At 34.6% G+C, this 20,577-nt stretch carries 20 protein-coding genes and 1 tRNA gene; 12 read left to right on the top strand and 9 right to left on the bottom strand.

From position 1 onward, the window contains the following. Positions 1 to 152: 152 nt before the first annotated feature. The 4 genes from KO493_RS13660 to rlmF form a co-directional block, all read right to left on the bottom strand. Positions 153 to 1,046 carry a MerR family transcriptional regulator gene (locus KO493_RS13660; protein WP_216068538.1) on the bottom strand — a complete coding sequence of 298 codons (894 nt, stop codon included), beginning with the start codon at positions 1,044 to 1,046 and terminating at the stop codon, positions 153 to 155. Between the two features lie 156 nt (positions 1,047 to 1,202). Beyond that, a tRNA-His gene (locus tag KO493_RS13655) sits at positions 1,203 to 1,278 on the bottom strand. A 114-nt stretch (positions 1,279 to 1,392) separates the two neighbouring features. Further along, a complete protein-coding gene (bshB1, locus tag KO493_RS13650; RefSeq protein WP_216068537.1) occupies positions 1,393 to 2,109 on the bottom strand; it encodes a bacillithiol biosynthesis deacetylase BshB1 in 717 nt (238 codons plus the stop codon). 107 nt (positions 2,110 to 2,216) lie between these two features. Continuing rightward, complete coding sequence (gene rlmF, locus KO493_RS13645) at positions 2,217 to 3,095, bottom strand: 23S rRNA (adenine(1618)-N(6))-methyltransferase RlmF (protein WP_216068620.1); 879 nt, start codon at positions 3,093 to 3,095, stop codon at positions 2,217 to 2,219. A gap of 225 nt (positions 3,096 to 3,320) precedes the next feature. On the opposite strand from rlmF, the gene KO493_RS13640 reads away from it, so the two are divergent. After that, entirely contained in the window at positions 3,321 to 3,977 is a 657-nt protein-coding gene (locus KO493_RS13640) for an HAD family hydrolase (RefSeq protein WP_216068536.1), read from the top strand. Here the strand turns inward: KO493_RS13640 and KO493_RS13635 are convergent. Then, positions 3,974 to 4,138: a hypothetical protein gene (locus tag KO493_RS13635; RefSeq protein WP_216068535.1), complete on the bottom strand. Its 165-nt coding sequence runs from the start codon at positions 4,136 to 4,138 to the stop codon at positions 3,974 to 3,976. The two genes, KO493_RS13640 and KO493_RS13635, sit on opposite strands and share 4 nt — an antisense overlap. Positions 4,139 to 4,169: 31 nt before the next feature. Next, complete coding sequence (mscL, locus tag KO493_RS13630) at positions 4,170 to 4,613, bottom strand: large conductance mechanosensitive channel protein MscL (protein WP_216068534.1); 444 nt, start codon at positions 4,611 to 4,613, stop codon at positions 4,170 to 4,172. Between the two features lie 227 nt (positions 4,614 to 4,840). Between mscL and KO493_RS13625 the strand changes: the two genes are divergently transcribed. After that, positions 4,841 to 5,443, top strand: a complete 603-nt coding sequence (locus KO493_RS13625; protein WP_216068533.1) for a SatD family protein — start codon at positions 4,841 to 4,843, stop codon at positions 5,441 to 5,443. Further along, entirely contained in the window at positions 5,437 to 6,153 is a 717-nt protein-coding gene (locus KO493_RS13620; RefSeq protein WP_216068532.1) for a DUF3307 domain-containing protein, read from the top strand. The genes KO493_RS13625 and KO493_RS13620 overlap by 7 nt, the downstream gene beginning before the upstream one ends. Here the strand turns inward: KO493_RS13620 and KO493_RS13615 are convergent. The 3 genes from KO493_RS13615 to KO493_RS13605 form a co-directional block, all read right to left on the bottom strand. Next, complete coding sequence (locus tag KO493_RS13615; RefSeq protein ID WP_216068531.1) at positions 6,150 to 6,557, bottom strand: DM13 domain-containing protein; 408 nt, start codon at positions 6,555 to 6,557, stop codon at positions 6,150 to 6,152. The genes KO493_RS13620 and KO493_RS13615 overlap by 4 nt on opposite strands. 74 nt (positions 6,558 to 6,631) lie before the next feature. Then, entirely contained in the window at positions 6,632 to 9,835 is a 3,204-nt protein-coding gene (gene ccsA, locus KO493_RS13610) for a cytochrome c biogenesis protein CcsA (RefSeq protein WP_216068530.1), read from the bottom strand. Positions 9,836 to 10,025: 190 nt separating this feature from the next. Then, positions 10,026 to 10,421, bottom strand: a complete 396-nt coding sequence (locus KO493_RS13605) for a group III truncated hemoglobin (protein ID WP_216068529.1) — start codon at positions 10,419 to 10,421, stop codon at positions 10,026 to 10,028. Positions 10,422 to 10,478: 57 nt separating this feature from the next. Here KO493_RS13605 and KO493_RS13600 point away from each other — a divergent pair, with 57 nt between their 5' ends. The 9 genes from KO493_RS13600 to KO493_RS13560 all read left to right on the top strand — a co-directional run bounded on the left by KO493_RS13600 (position 10,479) and on the right by KO493_RS13560 (position 20,486). Further along, the gene (locus tag KO493_RS13600) at positions 10,479 to 11,246 is read left to right on the top strand and encodes a Rossmann-like and DUF2520 domain-containing protein (protein ID WP_216068528.1); all 768 of its coding nucleotides are present in this window, start codon (positions 10,479 to 10,481) and stop codon (positions 11,244 to 11,246) included. Then, the gene (locus tag KO493_RS13595; protein ID WP_216068527.1) at positions 11,227 to 11,757 is read left to right on the top strand and encodes a KdsC family phosphatase; all 531 of its coding nucleotides are present in this window, start codon (positions 11,227 to 11,229) and stop codon (positions 11,755 to 11,757) included. Before KO493_RS13600 ends, KO493_RS13595 begins: the two co-directional genes overlap by 20 nt. A gap of 146 nt (positions 11,758 to 11,903) precedes the next feature. Then, positions 11,904 to 12,830: a geranylgeranylglycerol-phosphate geranylgeranyltransferase gene (locus KO493_RS13590; protein ID WP_354667440.1), complete on the top strand. Its 927-nt coding sequence runs from the start codon at positions 11,904 to 11,906 to the stop codon at positions 12,828 to 12,830. After that, entirely contained in the window at positions 12,830 to 13,423 is a 594-nt protein-coding gene (locus tag KO493_RS13585; protein WP_216068525.1) for a Maf family nucleotide pyrophosphatase, read from the top strand. The genes KO493_RS13590 and KO493_RS13585 overlap by 1 nt, the downstream gene beginning before the upstream one ends. 28 nt (positions 13,424 to 13,451) lie before the next feature. Beyond that, on the top strand, positions 13,452 to 14,408 hold the full coding sequence (locus KO493_RS13580) for a septum formation inhibitor Maf (RefSeq protein WP_216068524.1): 957 nt from the start codon (positions 13,452 to 13,454) through the stop codon (positions 14,406 to 14,408). Positions 14,409 to 14,469: 61 nt separating this feature from the next. After that, positions 14,470 to 15,546, top strand: a complete 1,077-nt coding sequence (gene corA, locus KO493_RS13575; RefSeq protein WP_216068523.1) for a magnesium/cobalt transporter CorA — start codon at positions 14,470 to 14,472, stop codon at positions 15,544 to 15,546. A 126-nt stretch (positions 15,547 to 15,672) separates the two neighbouring features. Continuing rightward, positions 15,673 to 18,189, top strand: coding sequence for a PIG-L family deacetylase (locus KO493_RS13570; protein ID WP_216068522.1), 2,517 nt, complete (start codon positions 15,673 to 15,675; stop codon positions 18,187 to 18,189). 121 nt (positions 18,190 to 18,310) lie between these two features. Beyond that, on the top strand, positions 18,311 to 20,032 hold the full coding sequence (locus KO493_RS13565; protein WP_216068521.1) for a sodium:solute symporter: 1,722 nt from the start codon (positions 18,311 to 18,313) through the stop codon (positions 20,030 to 20,032). Continuing rightward, positions 20,013 to 20,486, top strand: coding sequence for a Gfo/Idh/MocA family protein (locus tag KO493_RS13560; RefSeq protein ID WP_252723238.1), 474 nt, complete (start codon positions 20,013 to 20,015; stop codon positions 20,484 to 20,486). Before KO493_RS13565 ends, KO493_RS13560 begins: the two co-directional genes overlap by 20 nt. Positions 20,487 to 20,577 lie beyond the last annotated feature (91 nt).

Below are 20,577 nucleotides of genomic sequence, written 5' to 3'. Positions count from 1 at the left end.
ACCTAGACTTTTGTTTAATAAAAACTAAAAAAGATTAAACAATTTTAGATTAGATAAAAAAATATGTTCTGATCATCAAAACATAGTCAAAGATATATATTTTGTTTAAACAAAACAAAATAATGTTAAACAAAATTATTTTACAAAATATATTATAGTGCTTTTAACAGCTCAAGAAGTGATGGATATATAGTGATATTGCCTTCAAATTGTAGATCATTTACAAGGCTAGTTTTTTTTCCAAAGGCTATTAAGTTATGCTTAGTATCTTTTAATGCCGATTCTAATGCTCTAAAATAATCTACAACCTTATCGTCATAAGGCTGAACAGTTAAAGAAGTCACGAAACTAATGGCGTCTTCACATTCAAAAAAGTAATCTAAATTATTTAATGGTAAACTTTGTCCGAGATAAATGGTACGATGCCCTCTTAAAGTTAATTCGTAATTTAAGAACATCAATCCCAGTTCATGGATTTCATTATCGGGTAAAAACAACACGTAAATCGCCTTAGAATTTAATACCGTAGATTCTAAAACATCTATATTAATCTGAATTTTTTGAGAGATCAAATTAGATATAAAATGCTCGTGTGCAGGGATTAGCGTTTCAGTTTGCCATAATAAACCAATATGATCCAGAAAAGGCACAAACACATCTTTGAAGATTTCACGGAAGGTTTTCTTATGAAGTAATTTATTATAAGTACTGTTAAACAAGACTTTATCAAACTCAAACATAGATAACTTAAAAGCGTTTATAGCTTCATCGCTGGTAGCTGTCTTAATAGCAAGCTCCCTAGACTTCACCTTTATGGTTTCATCAGACATCTCAGCTATTTTAGAGATCTTATAATTGTTCTTATTAAGTAAAGCAACATTTAATAATTTCTGTAAGCTTCCTGAAGAATAATGCCTAATGTTGGTGTCTGTTCTTTGGGGTGATAATAGGTTATACCTTTTCTCCCAAATACGAATGGTATGTGCTTTTATTCCTGAGAGATTCTCAAGATCTTTTATCGTAAAATCTTTTTTAATATTGTTCAACTATATTTCATTTTTAATAAACAAAGTTAAGATTTAAAATAGATTTATACCTTTTTGGGATAAATCTTTTTTTAAATCTTTTAAAAATAGGTGCTTTTTTAAGTAAAATCTAGACACAAAAAAAGCCTTTCAATTTCTTGAAAGGCTTTTACTTTTGGGTGGAAGACCGGATTCGAACCGGCGACCCTTGGTACCACAAACCAATGCTCTAACCAACTGAGCTACAACCACCGTGTAACTGCATTTTGTAATGCGTGTGCAAATGTAAACGTTTTAAGCGTTATCAGCAAAGACTTTTTTAAAAATTTTACACAAAATTTAAAAAAAATTTTATCCAAAAAGCTAACTACTTTAAATCGAACAAACTATCAATTGCAGCATAACGCTCGACGGTAAAACCTTCGGCATGCTCTACGCCTACTAACCTACCAAGGTCTCTAGCTCTATAAATGACGCTATCAGTAAAGTTCGCGCTAGAAATTGGGGTTTCAGGTCCTTTGATACTCGGATTAAAGAATTGGGTTTTATAAGCTAATACCGCCTCCATCTTTTTATCAATAAACCCAGAAACATCAACGACAACGTCTGGTACAATATTTTTCCATTGTATGTAGTGGTATACAAATTTTGGACGCCATTGCTCTTGTAAAAACCCATCGTTGGTGGTTTCTATTTTAGTTAATCCGCTTAAAAAACAAGCATCACTAACTAATTTACTTGCTTTACCGTGATCGATGTGGCGATCATCGATGGCATTACACAACACCATATCTGGCCTGTATTTTCTAATCATTTTAATGATTTCCAATTGATGATCTTTATCGTTTACAAAAAAAGCATCAGCAAATCCTAAATTTTCTCTAACCGCAACACCTAATATATCTGCAGCGTCTGCAGCTTCAACTTTTCTAGTTTCAGCTGTACCTCTAGTACCTAGCTCGCCTCTTGTTAAATCAACAATACCAACTTTTTTACCATGAGCAACTTCTTTGGCAATGGTTGCCCCACAGCCTAATTCAACATCATCTGGATGCGCGCCAATGGCTAGAATATCTAATTTCATGTATTTGTATTTATAATCACAAATTAATAATCTTTAATTTCAATGATCTTGCTAAAGAAACAGTCTTAAAATTAAAGTATTCCTTTCAAATAAATCAAAGTAAAAAGCTACTCAAACGTCCACGCTAAAATTCTAGAAACCTTATTCCCTTGTCCCATAGGAATGATTTTAACATCTGTAGCACCTAACTTTTTCAACGAAACACGCATGCCCTTTACCAAATCTTTTTTAGAAACTAAGGTTGTAAACCACTTGCATTGGTCTTTAAACAGCGAACTTTCATAAAGATAATTATGAAGAAAGGCTTTCTCACCGCCTTTGTACCACAATTCATTTTGTGTACCAGAGAAATTTCTAACGGGCTTACCTCCTGCTTTGTTCAACCCTTTTAATTTTCTTTCTGTAGCTTCCAAGGCTTCTTCTTCCGACTTAAAAAATGGTGGATTACATATAGAAGCTGAAAATTGATCGTTTTCATTAATCACCCCTTTAAAAATTAAAGAAGCAGCGTCTTGTTTCCGCAACTCAATAGCCTCTCCTAAATCATTTTTATCAACAATTTTTTGAGCATATTCTAACGATTTTTTATCGATATCGGTACCTACGAAATGCCAACCGTATTCGGCGTGCCCCAAAATAGGATAAATACAACTGGCTCCTGTACCTATATCTAAAACCTTAATTGGTTCTTTTGTGTCAGATTTGGCTAGTAAACTCGCGATATGATGGATATAATCTGCACGACCAGGAATGGGCGGACATAAATTCGTATCCGGAAACTCCCAATATTTAATATTGTAATGCTGAAATAATAATGCCTTATTTAAGGCTTTTACCGCTTTCGGATTTGCAAAATCTATAGTTTGTGTACCGTATTTATTTTCGAAAACATAGGCCTCCAACTCCGGAAAAACGGCTCTTAAGGCGTCTAAATTATAACCTGATTTATGCTTATTCTTATTATGAAAATTTGAATTTGTTTTGATGATGCTTCAATTTAAATGATAGAATTAACTCGTATAATTCCTGTAAGTTACAAAGGTCTAGATAATTTTGATTCTAAATCGTCATATTTTAAGTTTTGTGTTTTATTTATATACTTATTCATGAAAATATAAAACCAACGCTTTCGCGGAAATGAGCCTTCGAATTATCGAATAAAGTCCTTAATTACCCTATGAAATCTTAGTATATTTACAAAAAAAAATACGATGTTAAAAGCAGTTATTTTTGATATGGACGGGGTAATAATTGATAGTGAACCTATGCACAATCAAGCCTATCACGATATGTTTGATGAAGTTGGTATTGAGGTATCTCCCGAGCTTTATCAGTCTTTTACAGGACAATCTACCATAAACATTTGTAAAAAACTTTGCGACCATTTTAACCTGGAAGAAGCTCCAGAAACTTTAGTACAGCTTAAGCGTAAACATTTTAAATATTTTTTCGAGCACAACTCATCTTTAGGACTTATTGATGGTGTGTTAGATTTAATAAAAGATTACCACAGCAATGGTTTAACACTTGTTTTAGGCTCATCGGCAGCCATGACAAGTATCAATCAAATTTTTGATCGCTTTGATTTGCATCAATATTTCTCTGCTAAATTTAGTGGTGGTGATTTAAAAGAGTCGAAACCACATCCTGAAATTTTCATTAAATCGGCAGAAGCTACAGGCTTTAAAAATGAAGAATGTTTCGTTATTGAAGATTCTACCAATGGGGTAAAAGCTGCCAAAGGCGCCAATCTTTTTTGTGTGGGCTACGATAGTTTTCATTCAAAAAACCAAGATTATACTCTAGCCGATTTGGTGGTTTCAGATTTTAAAGATATTACCTATAAAAAAATGGTCGAGCACTTTTAAGCTTGACCATTTTCTTTTTCAGCATTGGCTTTTTGAATAATCGCTTTTAGGCGCGCTTTTCTGTTTGCTTCTTCTTCCTTTTTCTTATTCTGCTTTTTCTCCATTAATCTGGAGTGTTTCGCTTTATTTTTTGTGTTTTTTTCACGTCCTGTTTTTGCCATAATTTTTGTAGAATGGGTTCTTAAACCGGTATTATTCTTTAGTTTTTAATAAGCTATTTTGCTCTTCCATAAGTGTTGTTAACTTAGATAACAACTCGATATCTTTAGGTGTAGCCACAGTTTTATCTTTAGTGTCTTGCGCTTTATTTCTAAGTCTATTCATAAATTTAACAACAAGAAACACGGTAAATCCCACAACCAAAAAATCGACTACAGCTTCACCTAATGCCCCATAACCTAGGGCTACTTCTGTTTTCAAAACTTCTCCCGAAGTATTTAAAACGGCATCTTTAAGGATGATTTTTTTGTCTTCCAAATTCACGCCATCTGTCAATAAAGAAAGCGGTGGCAAAAATACTTTTTTTACTAGAACATCTATTACTTTATTAAATGATGCACCAATAATAATCCCGATGGCCATATCCATCATATTGCCTTTTACAGCAAACTCTTTAAATTCTTTGAGTAACTTCATACGCTCCGTTTTTTCTAATTAATAACATTTTTATTTGAAAGGTAAAGATATTAGGTACTAAATACAAACAGTACTAGAAATTCAAAAAAACAATTTATTAGCCTAAAAGATGATATTTTACAATATTAGCTTAAAAACTAATAATTAATTTTATTAGCCAATTAACTAATAATTTGTTGTTTTAAATAAAAAAGAATACATTTGATAACCTATTAGGTTTCAAAAATATGACAAGCATCATTACAGGCGACATTATTAACTCTAAAGAAAGCTCACCAAGCCATTGGTTAGAATTACTTAAATCCATCCTAAATCAATTTGGTACCACACCTGCGGTTTGGGAAATTTACCGAGGTGACAGTTTCCAGTTGGAAGTTGCGCCACAAGACGCCCTACAAGCCTGTATGCTTATAAAAGCCACGATAAAACAATTTAAAAATATTGATGTTAGACTCGCGATTGGCCTTGGTAAAAAATCTTTTGTATCAGAAAAAATCACAGAATCTAACGGTGAAGCTTTTGTGAATTCAGGTGAATGTTTTGAAGATTTAAAGAAAACCACTTTAGCGATAAAATCACCTTTTACAGATTTTGACACTCAGATAAATATCATGCTAGAATTAGCACAGCTTACCATAAACCACTGGTCTATCACCTCGGCTCTATTAATAAAAACAACTTTAGAACACCCCGAATTCACACAGAATGAACTGGCTGAAACACTTGGGAAAACCCAAGGAAACATCAGTCAGGGTTTAAAACGTGCTGGTCTGGACGAACTTTATAAATTACTAAACTACTATAAAAATCAAATACAAACCTTATGCTAATTCTAGCCCTCAAATTGATTTTAGCGCACCTTATTGGTGATTTTATTTTTCAACCAACCAAATGGGTAAAACATAAACAAAAACATAAATACAAATCGAAATTTCTGTATTGGCATATTTTAGTGCATTTTTTAGCACTAATTATTGTTCTGCAATTTAACTTTAACTACTGGTTAGGCATTTTAATTATTGTTGCTTCACATTATAGCATTGATCTGTTAAAACTAAACCTTAAAAAACAGGTTAATAGCCGTCTTTTGTTTGGGTTAGATCAATTGGCTCACTTTGTAATTATAGCACTTGTTATATGTATTTATGAACCATACGACCTAAGTTTAAACTTTTTATTTGAAACAAAAACACTCTTATTTATAACCAGTTTCATTTGCTTAACTCAAGTGGCTTCAGTAATTATGAAAACCATCATATCGAAGTGGGATTTACGTGATTTTGACAATGAATCGTCACTAAAAGACGCTGGCGCTTACATAGGTATCCTAGAACGCTTATTTGTATTTATGTTCATTATCACGAACCATTGGGAAGGTGTTGGCTTTTTAATTGCCGCAAAATCGGTATTTCGTTTCGGAGATTTATCAAAAGCAAAAGACCGAAAATTAACAGAATACGTTTTAATAGGTACGCTGTTAAGCTTCGGCCTTGCTATTTTATTTGCTTTGGGTTATGAGTATTTGATGGATAAGTTCTAATCCATTTCCAAAATAGCATTCCCAAAGTTCACGCCAAAAGGAACACACCATACAATAACATGGTTATACTCCGAAAAATCTAAATTTGTATTAGCCGACAAGTCATAAGTATAATTCCCGTCTAATCCTTTTAGCGCTCCTAAACTAACATATTTGCTAGCAGAAGCATCGGTTGCCAGGTACAACTCCAAAGAAGGACCGTCATCCGATTTAAAATTAGTGAGCATCAAAGTGGCTTCTTCCTCGTTAATGACAGCCTTCCCAGAAGTTGGATGCGCCACAGAAACGAAATTCCCACTATAAGAACTTTCCATTTCATCCGTATCCATAGGACTATCATCATTATCAGATGAGCAGGCTGTGAAACAGATGACGCTTAAAAAAAGTAAAAAATAGGTTTTCATAAAATTTAGTATATAGTTAGACTCTTTTATAGGTCGGAAAAAACCTCAAACTTTACACTAAAATTTCACAAAAGTTATTTTTTATAATACTTAGCATAACCACGGTAAGAGAAAAAGCCAAGAATAGCAACTAAAACACAAGCAATAGCAATAAACTTCACACTTACAATTTGATCGCCACTCGCATAACTATGTAGCCCTGCTAAATAGAAATTCACTCCAAAATAGGTCATAATAATACTTGCAAACGCCACAATGGAAAGTAAGTTGAAGATCCATCGCCCGCGAAGTCCAGGAACTAAGCGCATGTGTACCACAAAGGCATAAATCATGATACTAATAAGTGCCCAAGTTTCTTTAGGATCCCAACCCCAGTAGCGTCCCCAACTTTCGTTGGCCCACATACCTCCTAGGAAGTTTCCAATAGTTAACATCACTAAACCAACGGTTAAAGCCATTTCTGTGATAACCGTCAACTCTTTTATGTTTAAGTCCATTTTTACTTTATTGGACTTGTTCGTGAAAATCATAAGAAATAAGGATACGATTCCTAAAATCATACCTAAGGTAAACGGTCCGTAACTCGCTACAATTACCGCCACGTGAATCATTAACCAATAACTGTTTAAAACAGGTTGTAAGTTCGCAATAGCTGGGTCCATCCAATTCCAATGTGCAATCATTAAAATCATTGATGTTACAAATGCTGTTGAAGCAATAGTTAAATCACTTTTTCTACCAAAAATAATTCCAAATAACATGGTAGCCCAAGCCACATAAATCATAGACTCGTAGGCATCACTCCAGGGCGCGTGACCCGAAATATACCACCTAACAATTAAACCTGCCGTGTGTAAAATAAACAGTGCAAGAATGATATATTTAAAAACATTTACTCCTGTATTTACCCATTTACGCTTGTCGTTGAATATTTGAACAATAAGCAAAATAAACATGAACGTTCCTGCGTACAAATACCAGCTAAACAACTTTTTAAAGATGTCGTATTTATTGTAAAGTACCTCGGTTTTAATTTTATCATCACTAAGCATCACTTCGCCTCCATAACGGTGCTGCGTTTTTTTGAAGGCTGTTAAAAGTTTTTCAGCTTCCTTGTAATCGCCAGTTTTTTTAGCTTGATTTAAGGTCATTAAATAAGTTCTAAAACCGTTTTTTACAAAATTATTGTAAAGCTCATCATTAATAACGGTAATGTCTTGTGTGTAATCATAATTAGAGATCCACTTATTATTGGCATCCTCTGGAATCGGGAATATTTTTAAAGACATCCCTTCAATAGCATTGTAAAGTAAACTTACACGTTGATCGGTTTCTTTAAATTCCTTTTGAAATCCGTTAGGGACTTGCGCTTTATAAGCTTCATCTAAAAATGGTGCTAACCTGTATTCGCCTCTTTCAGAAAAGAAATCTGCTAAAGCCACATATTTGGCTTCTTTTGGAGCTCCAATTAAATGCCTGATAGAATCTCCTTTTTTAGGTTTCAGATAAATGATAGGCACATTATACCACAACATCGGACTCTCTTGAATAGAAAGAAAGACTTGGTTGGCATCAAAATCTTCATAAGTATCACTTTTACTTAACTTACGCAGCATTTCTGAAGCATAAGTATTCACTGGCATCATCCTTCCGCTTAAATCCTGAATCACTAAATTTCCAAACTTACTAGCGTGTTCTTTAGGTGTGATGTTTTTATATAGTATAGAATCTATTTGTGCTTTTGTTGGTTTAGAATGATTGTGACCATCATTAGCAGAATGCTCGCCATGACCATGATCTTGAGCAACAGCAGTTAAACCAAAACACAGCACTAAAACTGCAAGCAACTTCGCTTTCTTAGCTTTAACCTTTTCTAATTGGCGTCTTAAATCACCAAAACGAGAATGCTTGCTGAATAAAATCGCCAACAAGCCAAAATAAAGCATGAAATAACCAATGTAAGTGATTAAAGTTCCCCAATAATCATGGTTTACAGAAAGAATAGTTCCTTTTTCATCAGGATCGAAGCTCGATTGAAAAAAGCGATAACCACCATGATCTAAAATGTTATTCATATAAATCTTATAATCGTAATCGTCTTGGGTTTCATCTATAACAGTGACCTCACTTGAATATGCTGAGTAACCACGCTCGGTACCTGGGTAACGCTCCGCTTCAAAATCATTCAATTTAATAGAAAACGGTAATTCTAATACTTTAGAACCATATTTTAAAGCGATATCTAAACCGCCAACATTAATTTGTTTAAACGTTCCGCTAGTGCCTTTGTTTCCTAAAACACCTACAGTTTTAGATTCTCCGTTGGAAGTTATGCGTAGTTTCACACCATCGGTAGAACTTTTTTTCAAGAGCGAGGAACCTTCAACCAGATCAAACTCCCCTTTTACAACCGGTTTTGGAAACACCATTTGCATATTTCCAATAACGTATCTTGATCGTAAAATTAAAGGCTGCAAACTATCTTTAACCAATTTACCTTGTGCCATGGTGGCCATAGTCATGTACTCACCTTCAAAAGGCGAATTGATAGTTAATTGGTCATTTTTATAAGTAATATTGATAGCTCCATCTGTTGGTTTATTCAAGGCTAAAAGAATGCCGTGAACACTCTGCACTTCACCTACTTTTAAGAAATGATTGTGCGGACCGTTACTTCCAGCTTCAACAATTTTAAGGTAGGATTCACCGTTTTCACTCGGAATAATATCCTCTTCAGCTCCAACTATAAATTTTTCTAATTCAATTTTTACGGGCTGTTGATTGTATTTGGTATCAATTTCAAAATGATTTTCCATGCGACCTGAAAAATCGACTTCACGCTCGGTTGCTAAACGTTGCGGTACACCATCAACTTCATAATCCCCATCAATATAAGCTGTAACATATGTTTTTGCAGAAAGAAACGTGTTTTCTGTAGCACCTTCACGAATGGCCATCATCCCCTCAAAACTCGCATAGCGGGTAATAAAAGCACCTAACAAGATGAAAATAAAAGACAAATGTAGTATAAAAGTTGCCCATTTTTCCTTCTTATAAAGTCTATAACGGAATACATTTCCAATAAAATTAATGATGAAAAACACCATAATTGCTTCAAACCACCACGCATTATAAATTAAATTTCGGGTAAATGGTGTAGGTGATGTTTCTTGTCCGGCATCTAAAAAAGTTCCTACCGCCATGGCTGCTGCAAACACTATAAATAAAACAGCTGTTAATTTGGTAGAAAAGAAAATGTTGGCGAGTTTTTTTTGCATAATTGTTAGCCTTTTTTGAGGTCGCGCAAATTTAAGGATTTATGTTTACTCAAATTGTTAAAGTGTTCAAAAAAGAAGAAAGAGTTTATTAGGGACAAAATGAACCTTCAGAAGTTGCCAAATTACAAAGAAAACCATAAGTACAAGAGACTCAGATTTCTTAAAATTTTCTACAAATGATTGCTCATAATTAATGCTCCTTTTGTCGTGCTTCAAATATTTTCATATATAAAAAAGTACCCATTTTTCTAGCACGGTGTTTGGCATTTTGAGCATATTCACCTTCAAAAAGATCGTCGATAGTTTTAAACCAAAGGTTTAACCAAAGACCAAAGTGACGTTCATTAATAATATGATTATTATCTTGATCTACTTTTATATGCGCTTGTAATGGGTCGCCTTTATATTTTGTTTTTAAGAATAAACTCGCTTCCCAAAAAGTGGTAAGTTTTTCAATATGCGCCTCCCAATCTGTTATAAGGTTATTAAAAAAGGGTCCTAATTCTTCATCGGCACGAATGGCGTCATAAAATGAAGACACTAACAAAAACACATCTTCTCTCGTTTTAATATCTTTTTTATCCATATCACAAAGATAGCCTAATAGGTTTTTAAATAAACTAAGAATGCTTAATTTAGCCACATGATTTCAGTAATAATTCTTGGTGCTGGCAATGTAGCTACGCACCTATTCAAAGCATTTAACACCTCTAAAGAAGTTTCTGTAATTCAATGGTATAACAGAAATTTAGAAACTATAAAACCTTATAACAATCAGGTTGAAATAACCGATTCTTTAGAAACTATTAAAGATGCCGATGTGTATATTTTCGCGGTTAGCGACGATGTGATTAGTGAGCTTTCTTCAAAATTACCTTTTGAAAACAAATTGGTTGTTCATACTTCTGGAAGCGTGAGTGTGTACGATTTAGACAAAAAACACAAACGTGGTGTGCTCTATCCGCTACAAACTTTTAGTAAAGATGCCAATATCGATTTTGCCAACGTACCTATTTGCATTGAAACGATCGACAAAAAGAGTTATCCACTATTAAAACAAGTAGCCCAAAGCTTAGGAAGCCCAACCAGACGTGTAAATAGTGATCAACGTCGCGTTTTACACTTAGCTGCGGTATTTGTAAACAATTTCACCAACCAGCTGTATCGTGTTGGTCATGAAATTACCGAAAGTGAAGGCGCCGAATTTGATATGTTAAAACCACTTATTATGGAAACAGCCAAAAAAGTGCAGGATATGTCTCCATTTAAAGCTCAAACCGGTCCAGCAAAACGAAACGACAAAAAAACCATAAAAAAACATTTAAAACTGCTTAAAAAGCAAGAACATAAAAACATTTACAAACTCTTAACCGATTCAATTCAAACCACTCATGGAAGAAAAAAGCTATAAAGAATATTTAGAACATATTACCACCTTTATTTTTGATGTAGATGGGGTTTTAACGGACGGAACCGTGACGGTAACCACCAGTGGTGAAATGTTACGCACCATGCACACCAAAGATGGTTATGCCATAAATACGGCTGCTGCTCAGGGCTATAACATTTGTGTGATTTCAGGTGGTAAAAATGAAGGGGTACGTTTACGTTTGCAAGGTTTAGGCGTAAAGGATATTTACTTAGGGGCAAAAAACAAAATAGAACAACTGAATGATTATTTTGAAAAAAATAGCATCAACCCAGAAAACGTATTATACATGGGGGACGATATTCCAGATTATCCTGTCATGCAACTCATAGGCTTACCTTGCTGCCCGCAAGACGCTGTGCCAGAAATAAAGAACGTTTCGAAATATATTTCACATAAAAAAGGTGGCGAAGGTGCTGTTCGCGATGTCATTGAACAAGTACTAAAAGTGCAAGGCAAATGGAGTGGTCATTTTTCAGCGAATTATGATTAGGAGTTAACAATTGATTAATGATTATTGATTATTAGTGCAAAACATCATTTTTTACTTTTAATTATTAACTTTTGACTTTTGACATCTAATATTTAACCTCTAACTTTAATTATTCATTTTTCCCTTTTAATTTTTAATTCTAAACCATTAACCTACTAACCGCCATACTAAACCTAATACGCTGGAAAAACCTTGCCATGATTGCCTTGGTGCAATTCTTAATTAAATATGCGCTTTTAGAACCTTTTGGCGTTGAAACAGCTTTAGATTTTTTCGGAATCACACTTTTAGCACTTGCAACAATTTGTATTGCCGCTGCTGGAAATGTGATCAATGATATTTATGATATTGAAACGGATTTCGTTAATAAACCCGATAAAATAATTGTTGGTAAAACCATTTCAGAGAAAGCAGCTTACAACCTATTTATAGCCTTAAATTTAATAGGTGTTAGCCTTGGTTATTATTTATCGCATCTTGTTGGCAAAGCGCCTTTTTTCACCATTTTTGTATTAATCTCCGCCTTACTTTATGTTTATGCCAACACTTTAAAGCAAACACTTTTAATTGGCAATTTAGTCATATCACTACTTGTTGCTTCTAGTATCCTAATCGTTGGCGTTTTTGACTTACTACCTGTTATGTCGCCTTCAAACAGAACGACACAGTTAACTTTTTTTAAAGTCATTTGGGACTACGCTGTATTCGCTTTCATGATTAATTTACTTCGAGAAATTGCTAAGGATATTGAAGATATTGATGGCGATTATAATGCCGGAATGAATACCCTTCCAATCGCCATAGGAAGAGAACGTGCAAAAAACATACTGAATGCTTTAAATTTTGTCCCTCTAGTGGTTATTATATATTATGTAACTTCAGTTTTATATAAACAGCAAATAGCTGTTATTTATTTCTTATTGTTTGTACTAACCCCTCTCATTTATATCCTGCTAAAAACATTTTCGGCAACCACAAAAAAGGATTTCCATCATTTAAGTAATAGCTATAAGTTAGTCATGCTTTTCGGAATGCTTTCCTTACTTTTATACAAGTTCGTAATTCTCAATTAATGATTAAAGACAGCTTAAGAAATCACCATATTATATTAGCTTCTGGTTCGCCAAGAAGGCAAGAATTCTTTAAGAATTTAGATCTAGATTTCGAAATTCGCTTAAAACCCGTAAAGGAAGAATATCCGCCAAGGTTAACACATTTTGAAATTAGCAACTATTTGTCTCAACTAAAAGCACTTCCTTTTAAAGCAGAGCTTCGACCGCAAGATATTCTAATAACAAGCGACACCATCGTTTGGCATGACAATAAGGCCTTAGGAAAACCTGTAGATGCTCAAGATGCCTTCAATATACTAAAATCTCTAAGTGATACCACCCACGAAGTAATCACTTCCGTATCTTTTACAACCACAACTTTTGAAAAAACCATACACCATATCACCAAAGTAACTTTTAAACCTTTAAGCGACGAAGAAATTAATTATTACATTAAAAACGACAAACCTTTTGATAAGGCGGGAGCGTACGGCATTCAAGATTGGATTGGTCAAATTGGTGTCACTAAAATTGAAGGTTCCTATTTTAATGTGATGGGCTTGCCTACTCATCTTGTTTATAAAACATTAATCGCTATTGCGGAAGGCAAATAACTTCTTAACTTTAGGGTTAAAAGTTATAATGGGAAAATTTTCAATAAAAACACAGATTTGTTTTGTAAGCGTCATGCTGAGTGCCTTTTTGTATTCTTGCAACCAGTCTGGGCATATCGAAACAACTGCAACTCCTTCAATTTCTGAAAACACTACTGAAGTAAAAACAGAAACTACAAAACAAAAAACAGTATTATCTTCAGAATTCAAAAAATACTGGTATGCCGGTGAAGCTGAAATTTCATCTTACAAGCTCGAACAAGCTCGTTACGGTGAAATTCGAGAAGGAACCGCAGTTTTAATTTTTGTTACCGAAGATTTCCTCCCACTAAAACAAGTTAAAGCCGATAACAAAAACGCTAAAAATGTTCCTGTCTTAAAATTAAATGCTACCAAAAACTTTAATACTGGTATTTACCCATATTCTATTATGCAGAGTGTCTTCTACCCCATTTCGAATAATCAACATGCTTTAAAAGTTTCAAATTCTATTCAAGAATGGTGCGGACATGTATATGACCAATTAAATAATCGAGAGCAATTTGAAATCACTTCACACTCCTATTTTGAAGGTGAGGCCGATGAAAAATTCAACCTCGGTAAAACGGTTTTAGAAAACGAATTGTGGGCACAGTTGCGTATCGACCCAAAATCCTTGCCTGTTGGAGAAATACAGGTAATTCCATCTCTTGAATTTACCCGATTAAAACACGTACCTATAAAGGCGTTTCAGGCTATGGCTTCTATAGATAAAAACACATATTCCATGCATTATCCTGAGCTGAACCGTACACTAAGCATCACATACAATCCTGAATTCCCTTTTGATATTTTAAGCTGGGAAGAAAGTTTTAAAAGTGGCTTCGGGGAGCAAGCGAACCTTCTTACAACAAAAGCAACCAAACTAAAAACCATTAAATCGCCTTATTGGAAAAAGAACCACAATAAAAATGAAAAATTAAGAACAGTATTACTTTTAGATTAAAAAAACAAAGACACTTTACTTTTATCAAGTGTCTTTTGAATTACAACAAACATCAACTTATATGGCTAAAAAATCCAAAAGACAACATTCTAAAAAGAAATTAGGGCAAGCACCAGGTAGTGCTATTTACACAGGGGAACGCGCTAAGGAAAAACTATTTATTGAAGCTTTTGATTATAACCAACAACGCTGTAACATAACAGAGTTAAACTCTGTTGAAGAGAGCTATAATTTTAAAAATTCCGACTCCGTTACTTGGGTGAATTTGAACGGTTTAAATCACGTTAATGCCATCACTAATTTAGGTAATCACTTTAACCTACACCCATTAGTTATTGAGGATATTGTTAGTATTCCGCAGCGCCCTAAACTTGACGATTATGGTGACTATATTTTTGTTGTACTAAAAATGCTCTATCACACCGATGATGATGAAGAAAATATTGTTTCTGAGCAGGTTAGTTTTGTTTTAGGTAAAAACTACGTCCTATCCTTTCAAGAATCTGAAGGTGATGTATTTGATGCCGTTAGAGCACGAATAAAAGCAGGAAAAGGGCGAGCAAGATCTTTAGGTTCCGACTATCTACTATACATTCTAATTGACGCCATTGTAGATCATTACTTTACCATAATTGAAGTTTTAGGTGAAAAGGTTGAAAATTTTGAAGACGCTATTTTCACCGGAAATGTAAACGACGATACCAGTAGGCATATTCGTGATTTAAAACATGAGATCTTAAGAATGCGACGTGTTATTTTTCCTCTCAGAGAGATGCTTATAAAGATTGATAAAAATGAAAATCCGCTTATCGAAAAAAAGACCATAACCTTTTTTAGGGATATCTACGACCATTTAATTCAAGTTTCCGAAAGCATCGATATCAATCGCGAAATGGCTGCGAGTTTAATGGACATGTACATGACGAGTATCAGTAACAAAATGAATGAAGTCATGAAAGTACTTACCATTATGGCTTCGATTTTTATCCCCTTAACCTTTATTGCGGGTGTTTATGGCATGAACTTTCAACACATGCCAGAACTCAATTCTAAGTATGGTTATTTTGTAGTTTGGGGTGTCATGATCTTCTTGTTCTTGGGGATGCTCTTCTATTTTAAACGCAAGAAATGGCTATAAAATTAACTCATATTGGCATACGACTTCAGCAGTTCTAAATCACCATTCCAAACCGTTAAAGAAACATTAAAACCTAGCTATCCAGCCTTCAACTTTTTATATTTGATTTTTTAGTTAACAACCAAAATGAATAAAAATCTACTTTCTTTAATGATAGCCTTATTTTCGCTATCAATTACCTACACACAAACCCCTATAAAAAGCAATGCTTCTCAAATTTATGAGTCCATTCAAAAACTTAATTTTTTAGGTTCTGTTTTATATGTGGCCGCACATCCAGATGATGAAAACACCCGCTTAATTTCATACATGTCTAACCATGTAAAAGCCAGAACTGCATACTTATCGTTAACACGTGGTGATGGCGGACAAAATTTAATAGGTTCCGATATTAGAGAATTGTTAGGTGTTTTAAGAACTCAAGAATTACTTGCCGCGCGTCGTGTAGATGGAGGCGAACAATTGTTTACAAGAGCAAACGATTTTGGATATTCAAAACACCCCGATGAAACTTTCGAAATTTGGGATAAAGACGACGTATTAAGCGATGTGGTTTTGGCTATTAGAACCTTTCAACCAGATATTATCATTAACCGTTTTGACCACAGAAGCCCGGGAACCACGCACGGTCATCACACAGGGTCAGCGCTACTTAGTGTTGAAGCCTTCGAACTTGCAAACGACAAAACAGCATTCCCTAATCAATTAAACAGAACACATTTATGGCAACCAAAACGCTTATTTTTTAATACCAGCCATTGGTTTTATGGCGGACAAGATAAATTTGACAAAGCCGATAAAAGCGACATGATTAGTTTTGATATTGGTACTTATTACCCATTAAAAGGTTTATCTAATAACGAAGTAGCGGCGATAGCTAGAAGTCAACATTTATGTCAAGGTTTTGGAAATTTAACGCAACGCGGCACACAACAAGAATATATTGAATTTCTAAAAGGAGATCCGTTAAAAAATAACGATGATATTTTTGAAGGTATCGAAACTACTTGGAATAGGATTAAAGGCGGCAATGCGATTGGAACTATTTTATATGATGTTGAAAAAAACTTCAACTTTAAAAATCCAGCAGCACACGTGCCGCAACTTGTAGAAGCCTATAAAATGCTACAAAATGTTGAAGATGAACATTGGAAAACACAAAAATCTAAAGAACTTATTCATATTATTGAAATGTGTTCTGGCTTATATTTAGAAGCTTCCGCGGAAACAAACTGGGCCACGCCTAAAGAAGCTGTAAATTTAAATATTGAAGTACTAAACAGAAGCGACGTTGCTATAACTCTTGTAGGGTTTAAAACTTCAAAAGACATTAATATTTCAAAAAACATTGCACTAAAAAACAATATTAAATACAACTTCAATGAAACTCTTAAAATACACGAAAATCAAAAACCTACAACACCTTATTGGCTAAACAAAAAAGGCAGTTTAGGCATGTATCATGTCGAGGATGAAAACTTAATCGGCCTACCTGAAACACCTAGAGCTTATCAAGTTGATTTTAATTTACTCATCAACAATGTGCCCTTTACCATCACAAAAGATGTGATTCAGCGTTACTCCAAACCCGATAAAGGCGAATTATACCGCCCATTTGAAATCATCCCCGAAGCTTCAGCTGCAATCCCTGAAAAAGTCATCATTTTTAATTCCGATGAAAAACGACAAATTAATGTGATTGTTAAAGCTGGTCATGATAACTTAGAGGGTACTATAGAAATTCAGCACCCTTCAGATTGGCAAATTTCCCCTAAATCTCAAAAAGTGTCTATCGCTCACAAAGGCGAAGATCAAAATTTCACTTTTACAGTTGTTCCTCCAAAAAATGGTAGCGAAGGCCATATAAAACCGATTGTTCACGTTGGTAACGAAGCCTATAGCAAGGAACTAATCGAAATTAATTATAGTCATATTCCACAGCAAACGGTTTTATTACCAAGCGAAAGCAAAGTAGTGCGTTTAGATATTCAGAAAAAGGGCCATTACATCGCATACATTCAAGGCGCAGGGGATGTTGTTCCAGAAAGCTTAGAACAAATTGGTTATCAAGTTGAGTTTTTAAAACCAGAAGAAATTACACCCGAAACATTAAATAAATTTGATGCGGTAGTTGTAGGTATTCGCGCTTACAATACCCTTGATGATTTGCAGTTTAAACAGCAACAATTATTCGATTTTGTCGCTCAAGGCGGAAATATGATCGTGCAATACAACACCAATCGTGGATTAAAAGTTGAAAACATTGCACCATACAAATTGGAGCTATCAAGAGATCGTGTAACCGATGAAAATGCAGAAGTACGGTTTTTAAAACCAAATCACCCGGTTTTAAACTACCCAAATAAAATCACTCAAAAAGATTTTGAAGGCTGGACTCAAGAGCGTGGCTTATACTTCCCAGACTCATGGAGCAAAAAATTCACCCCCATTTTAGAGCTACATGACAAAAAAGAGTCTCATAAAAAAGGAAGCTTACTTGTCGCAAAACACGGAAAGGGCTACTATATTTATACAGGCCTAAGCTTCTTTAGAGAATTTCCCGCTGGCGTTTCTGGCGCTTATCGTTTATTTGCAAACATGCTGTCTTTAGGGAAAGGCGACATGAATCAACCTGAAAATTAACCACATTATGGATAACGAAGAACCACCAAAACAAACTTGGCTCAAACTTTATACTGTTGTCTTAGTTGCCAACGCCCTTTATTTTATTGCTTTTTACTTCATCACAAAATCCTTTTAAAACATGCAAACTTTAAGTTGGATTGACTGGACTGTTTTATGTACCACATTAATTACCATTGTTGGGTATGGTACTTGGCAAACACGAGGCAGTAAGAACGTTACAGATTATTTACGTGGAGGAAACACATCAAAATGGTGGACTATCGGTTTATCGGTTATGGCAACTCAAGCGAGTGCTATTACCTTTTTATCCACTCCCGGACAAGCTTTTAATGATGGTATGGGCTTTGTGCAATTTTATTTCGGGTTACCTATTGCCATGGTTGTTATTTGCATGGTTTTTATCCCCTTGTACTATCGTCTTAAAGTCTATACAGCCTACGAATTTCTAGAAAAACGTTTCGATTTAAAAACACGAACCTTAGCCGCTATTCTATTTCTTATTCAACGTGGATTAGCCGCAGGGATTACCATTTTTGCACCCGCCATTATCTTATCGGTTGTTTTAGGCTGGGATCTACTAACCTTAAATATTATCATTGGTTTACTCGTTATTATTTACACGGTTTCTGGAGGAACCCGTGCGGTTAACGTGACTCAAAAACATCAAATGGTCGTTATCTTCTTCGGAATGTTAGTCGCATTTTTCTTGATTGTAGATAAACTTCCGCAAGACATTACCTTTAAAAAAGCATTAGATATTGCTGGAGCCAGTGGAAAGATGGAAGTCTTAGATTTTTCATTCGATTTAAATAACCGCTATACATTTTGGAGTGGCATTATTGGTGGAACCTTTTTAATGCTTTCCTATTTCGGTACAGACCAAAGTCAGGTGCAGCGTTACCTTTCAGGGAAATCTGTGAAAGAAATGCAATTGGGATTAATTTTCAATGGCCTTTTAAAAATTCCTATGCAGTTTTTCATTCTACTTGTAGGGGTTATGGTTTTTGTTTTTTATCAGTTTAATGAGTCGCCAGTAAACTTCAACCCTACAGCAACGGAAGTGGTTTTAAATTCAGAATACGCAGAAGCCTATCAAATCCTTCAACAGGAACAGAAGTCCGTTTTTAACGATAAGCAAAAAATTATAAAGTCTTTTATCGCTTCAGAAAATGAAAACGCTACAAAATACATGGCTATTGCCAATCAAGTACATGACGATATTCGAGATGAAGCTCGCGTACTCATCAATAAGGCTTCAGATAGTAAGGGAATAAAAGTAGAAAGTAACGACAAAGATTATGTATTTATTCATTTCATATTAAACAACCTACCTCGCGGATTAATTGGTTTATTACTAGCTGTGATATTAAGTGCTGCTATGTCTAGCACAGCTAGTGAATTAAACGCCTTAGGCTCTACAACCACCATGGATTTATACAAACGTAATGCCAGTGAGAAAACCGAAGAGGCCATGGTAAAAGCCTCAAAATGGTTCACTTTTGGTTGGGGGCTCATCGCTATAGCTATCGCTTGTGTAGCTAACCTTGCTGAAAATTTAATTCAGCTGGTAAACATTATTGGCTCTATATTTTACGGTAACGTGCTTGGTATTTTCTTGTTGGCATTTTTCTTTAAGTTTGTTAAAGGAAATGCTGTATTTGTAGCTGCTTTAATCACACAGATTTTAGTAATTAGCCTATTCTTATTAAATGAATATGAACACATAAACCTACCTTTTTTATGGTTAAATTTTGTAGGTTGCCTAATCGTGATCACCTTGGCATGTATCCTTCAATATATATTACCAAATAATAAAGCCATTGGAGCAGAAAACAATTAATTGGGGCATTATAGGCCTTGGAAAAATCGCTAATAAATTTGCTACAGACTTACAAACTGTTCCTGGAGCAAAACTTTATGCTGTAGCCTCAAGAACTCAAGAAAAAGCAAACGCTTTCGCGGAAAAATTTAATGCCACTAAAAGTTATGATAGTTATAAATCATTAGTTGAAGACCCTAATATTGACGCCGTTTACATCGCGACACCACATACTTTTCATAAGGAGAATACGCTAATGAGTTTAGACCAGGGTATCGCTGTCCTTTGCGAAAAACCATTTGCTATGAACTCAGAAGAAGTTCAAGAAATGGTTTTCAAAGCAAAAGAGAAAAACGTTCTTTTAATGGAGGCACTTTGGACCTATTTCCTACCACATTACAACTATGTTCTTGACCTTATTGAAAACAAAACCTACGGTTGTTTTGGCCCCTGTAAAACAAGAGTAATCTTTTAAATTTGGATTATTAATTAAGCTGTTAATTTTTTCATCACAATTAGATGCTTATCAGCATTCCATTTTTCCATTGGTGTTATGCGTCCCAACA

Origin of the sequence: Pseudotamlana agarivorans, assembly GCF_018860245.1 — a bacterium.
Lineage (GTDB): Bacteria > Bacteroidota > Bacteroidia > Flavobacteriales > Flavobacteriaceae > Pseudotamlana > Pseudotamlana agarivorans_A.
The sequence above is the reverse complement of the archived record's forward strand: the minus strand, read 5'-3'. Positions and strand labels throughout refer to the sequence as shown.

Excerpts from the sequence above, each read along its gene's own strand:
- KO493_RS13585 (WP_216068525.1), top strand. The coding sequence starts at position 12,830 with ATGATTAAAGACAGCTTAAGAAATCACCATATTATATTAGCTTCTGGT.
- KO493_RS13580 (WP_216068524.1), top strand. The coding sequence starts at position 13,452 with ATGGGAAAATTTTCAATAAAAACACAGATTTGTTTTGTAAGCGTCATG.
- KO493_RS13570 (WP_216068522.1), top strand. The coding sequence starts at position 15,673 with ATGAATAAAAATCTACTTTCTTTAATGATAGCCTTATTTTCGCTATCA.
- KO493_RS13640 (WP_216068536.1), top strand. The coding sequence starts at position 3,321 with ATGTTAAAAGCAGTTATTTTTGATATGGACGGGGTAATAATTGATAGT.
- KO493_RS13620 (WP_216068532.1), top strand. The coding sequence starts at position 5,437 with ATGCTAATTCTAGCCCTCAAATTGATTTTAGCGCACCTTATTGGTGAT.
- KO493_RS13615 (WP_216068531.1), bottom strand. The coding sequence starts at position 6,557 with ATGAAAACCTATTTTTTACTTTTTTTAAGCGTCATCTGTTTCACAGCC.
- ccsA (WP_216068530.1), bottom strand. The coding sequence starts at position 9,835 with ATGCAAAAAAAACTCGCCAACATTTTCTTTTCTACCAAATTAACAGCT.
- KO493_RS13635 (WP_216068535.1), bottom strand. The coding sequence starts at position 4,138 with ATGGCAAAAACAGGACGTGAAAAAAACACAAAAAATAAAGCGAAACAC.
- KO493_RS13565 (WP_216068521.1), top strand. The coding sequence starts at position 18,311 with ATGCAAACTTTAAGTTGGATTGACTGGACTGTTTTATGTACCACATTA.
- mscL (WP_216068534.1), bottom strand. The coding sequence starts at position 4,613 with ATGAAGTTACTCAAAGAATTTAAAGAGTTTGCTGTAAAAGGCAATATG.
- KO493_RS13605 (WP_216068529.1), bottom strand. The coding sequence starts at position 10,421 with ATGGATAAAAAAGATATTAAAACGAGAGAAGATGTGTTTTTGTTAGTG.
- bshB1 (WP_216068537.1), bottom strand. The coding sequence starts at position 2,109 with ATGAAATTAGATATTCTAGCCATTGGCGCGCATCCAGATGATGTTGAA.
- KO493_RS13595 (WP_216068527.1), top strand. The coding sequence starts at position 11,227 with ATGGAAGAAAAAAGCTATAAAGAATATTTAGAACATATTACCACCTTT.
- KO493_RS13600 (WP_216068528.1), top strand. The coding sequence starts at position 10,479 with ATGATTTCAGTAATAATTCTTGGTGCTGGCAATGTAGCTACGCACCTA.
- corA (WP_216068523.1), top strand. The coding sequence starts at position 14,470 with ATGGCTAAAAAATCCAAAAGACAACATTCTAAAAAGAAATTAGGGCAA.
- KO493_RS13625 (WP_216068533.1), top strand. The coding sequence starts at position 4,841 with ATGACAAGCATCATTACAGGCGACATTATTAACTCTAAAGAAAGCTCA.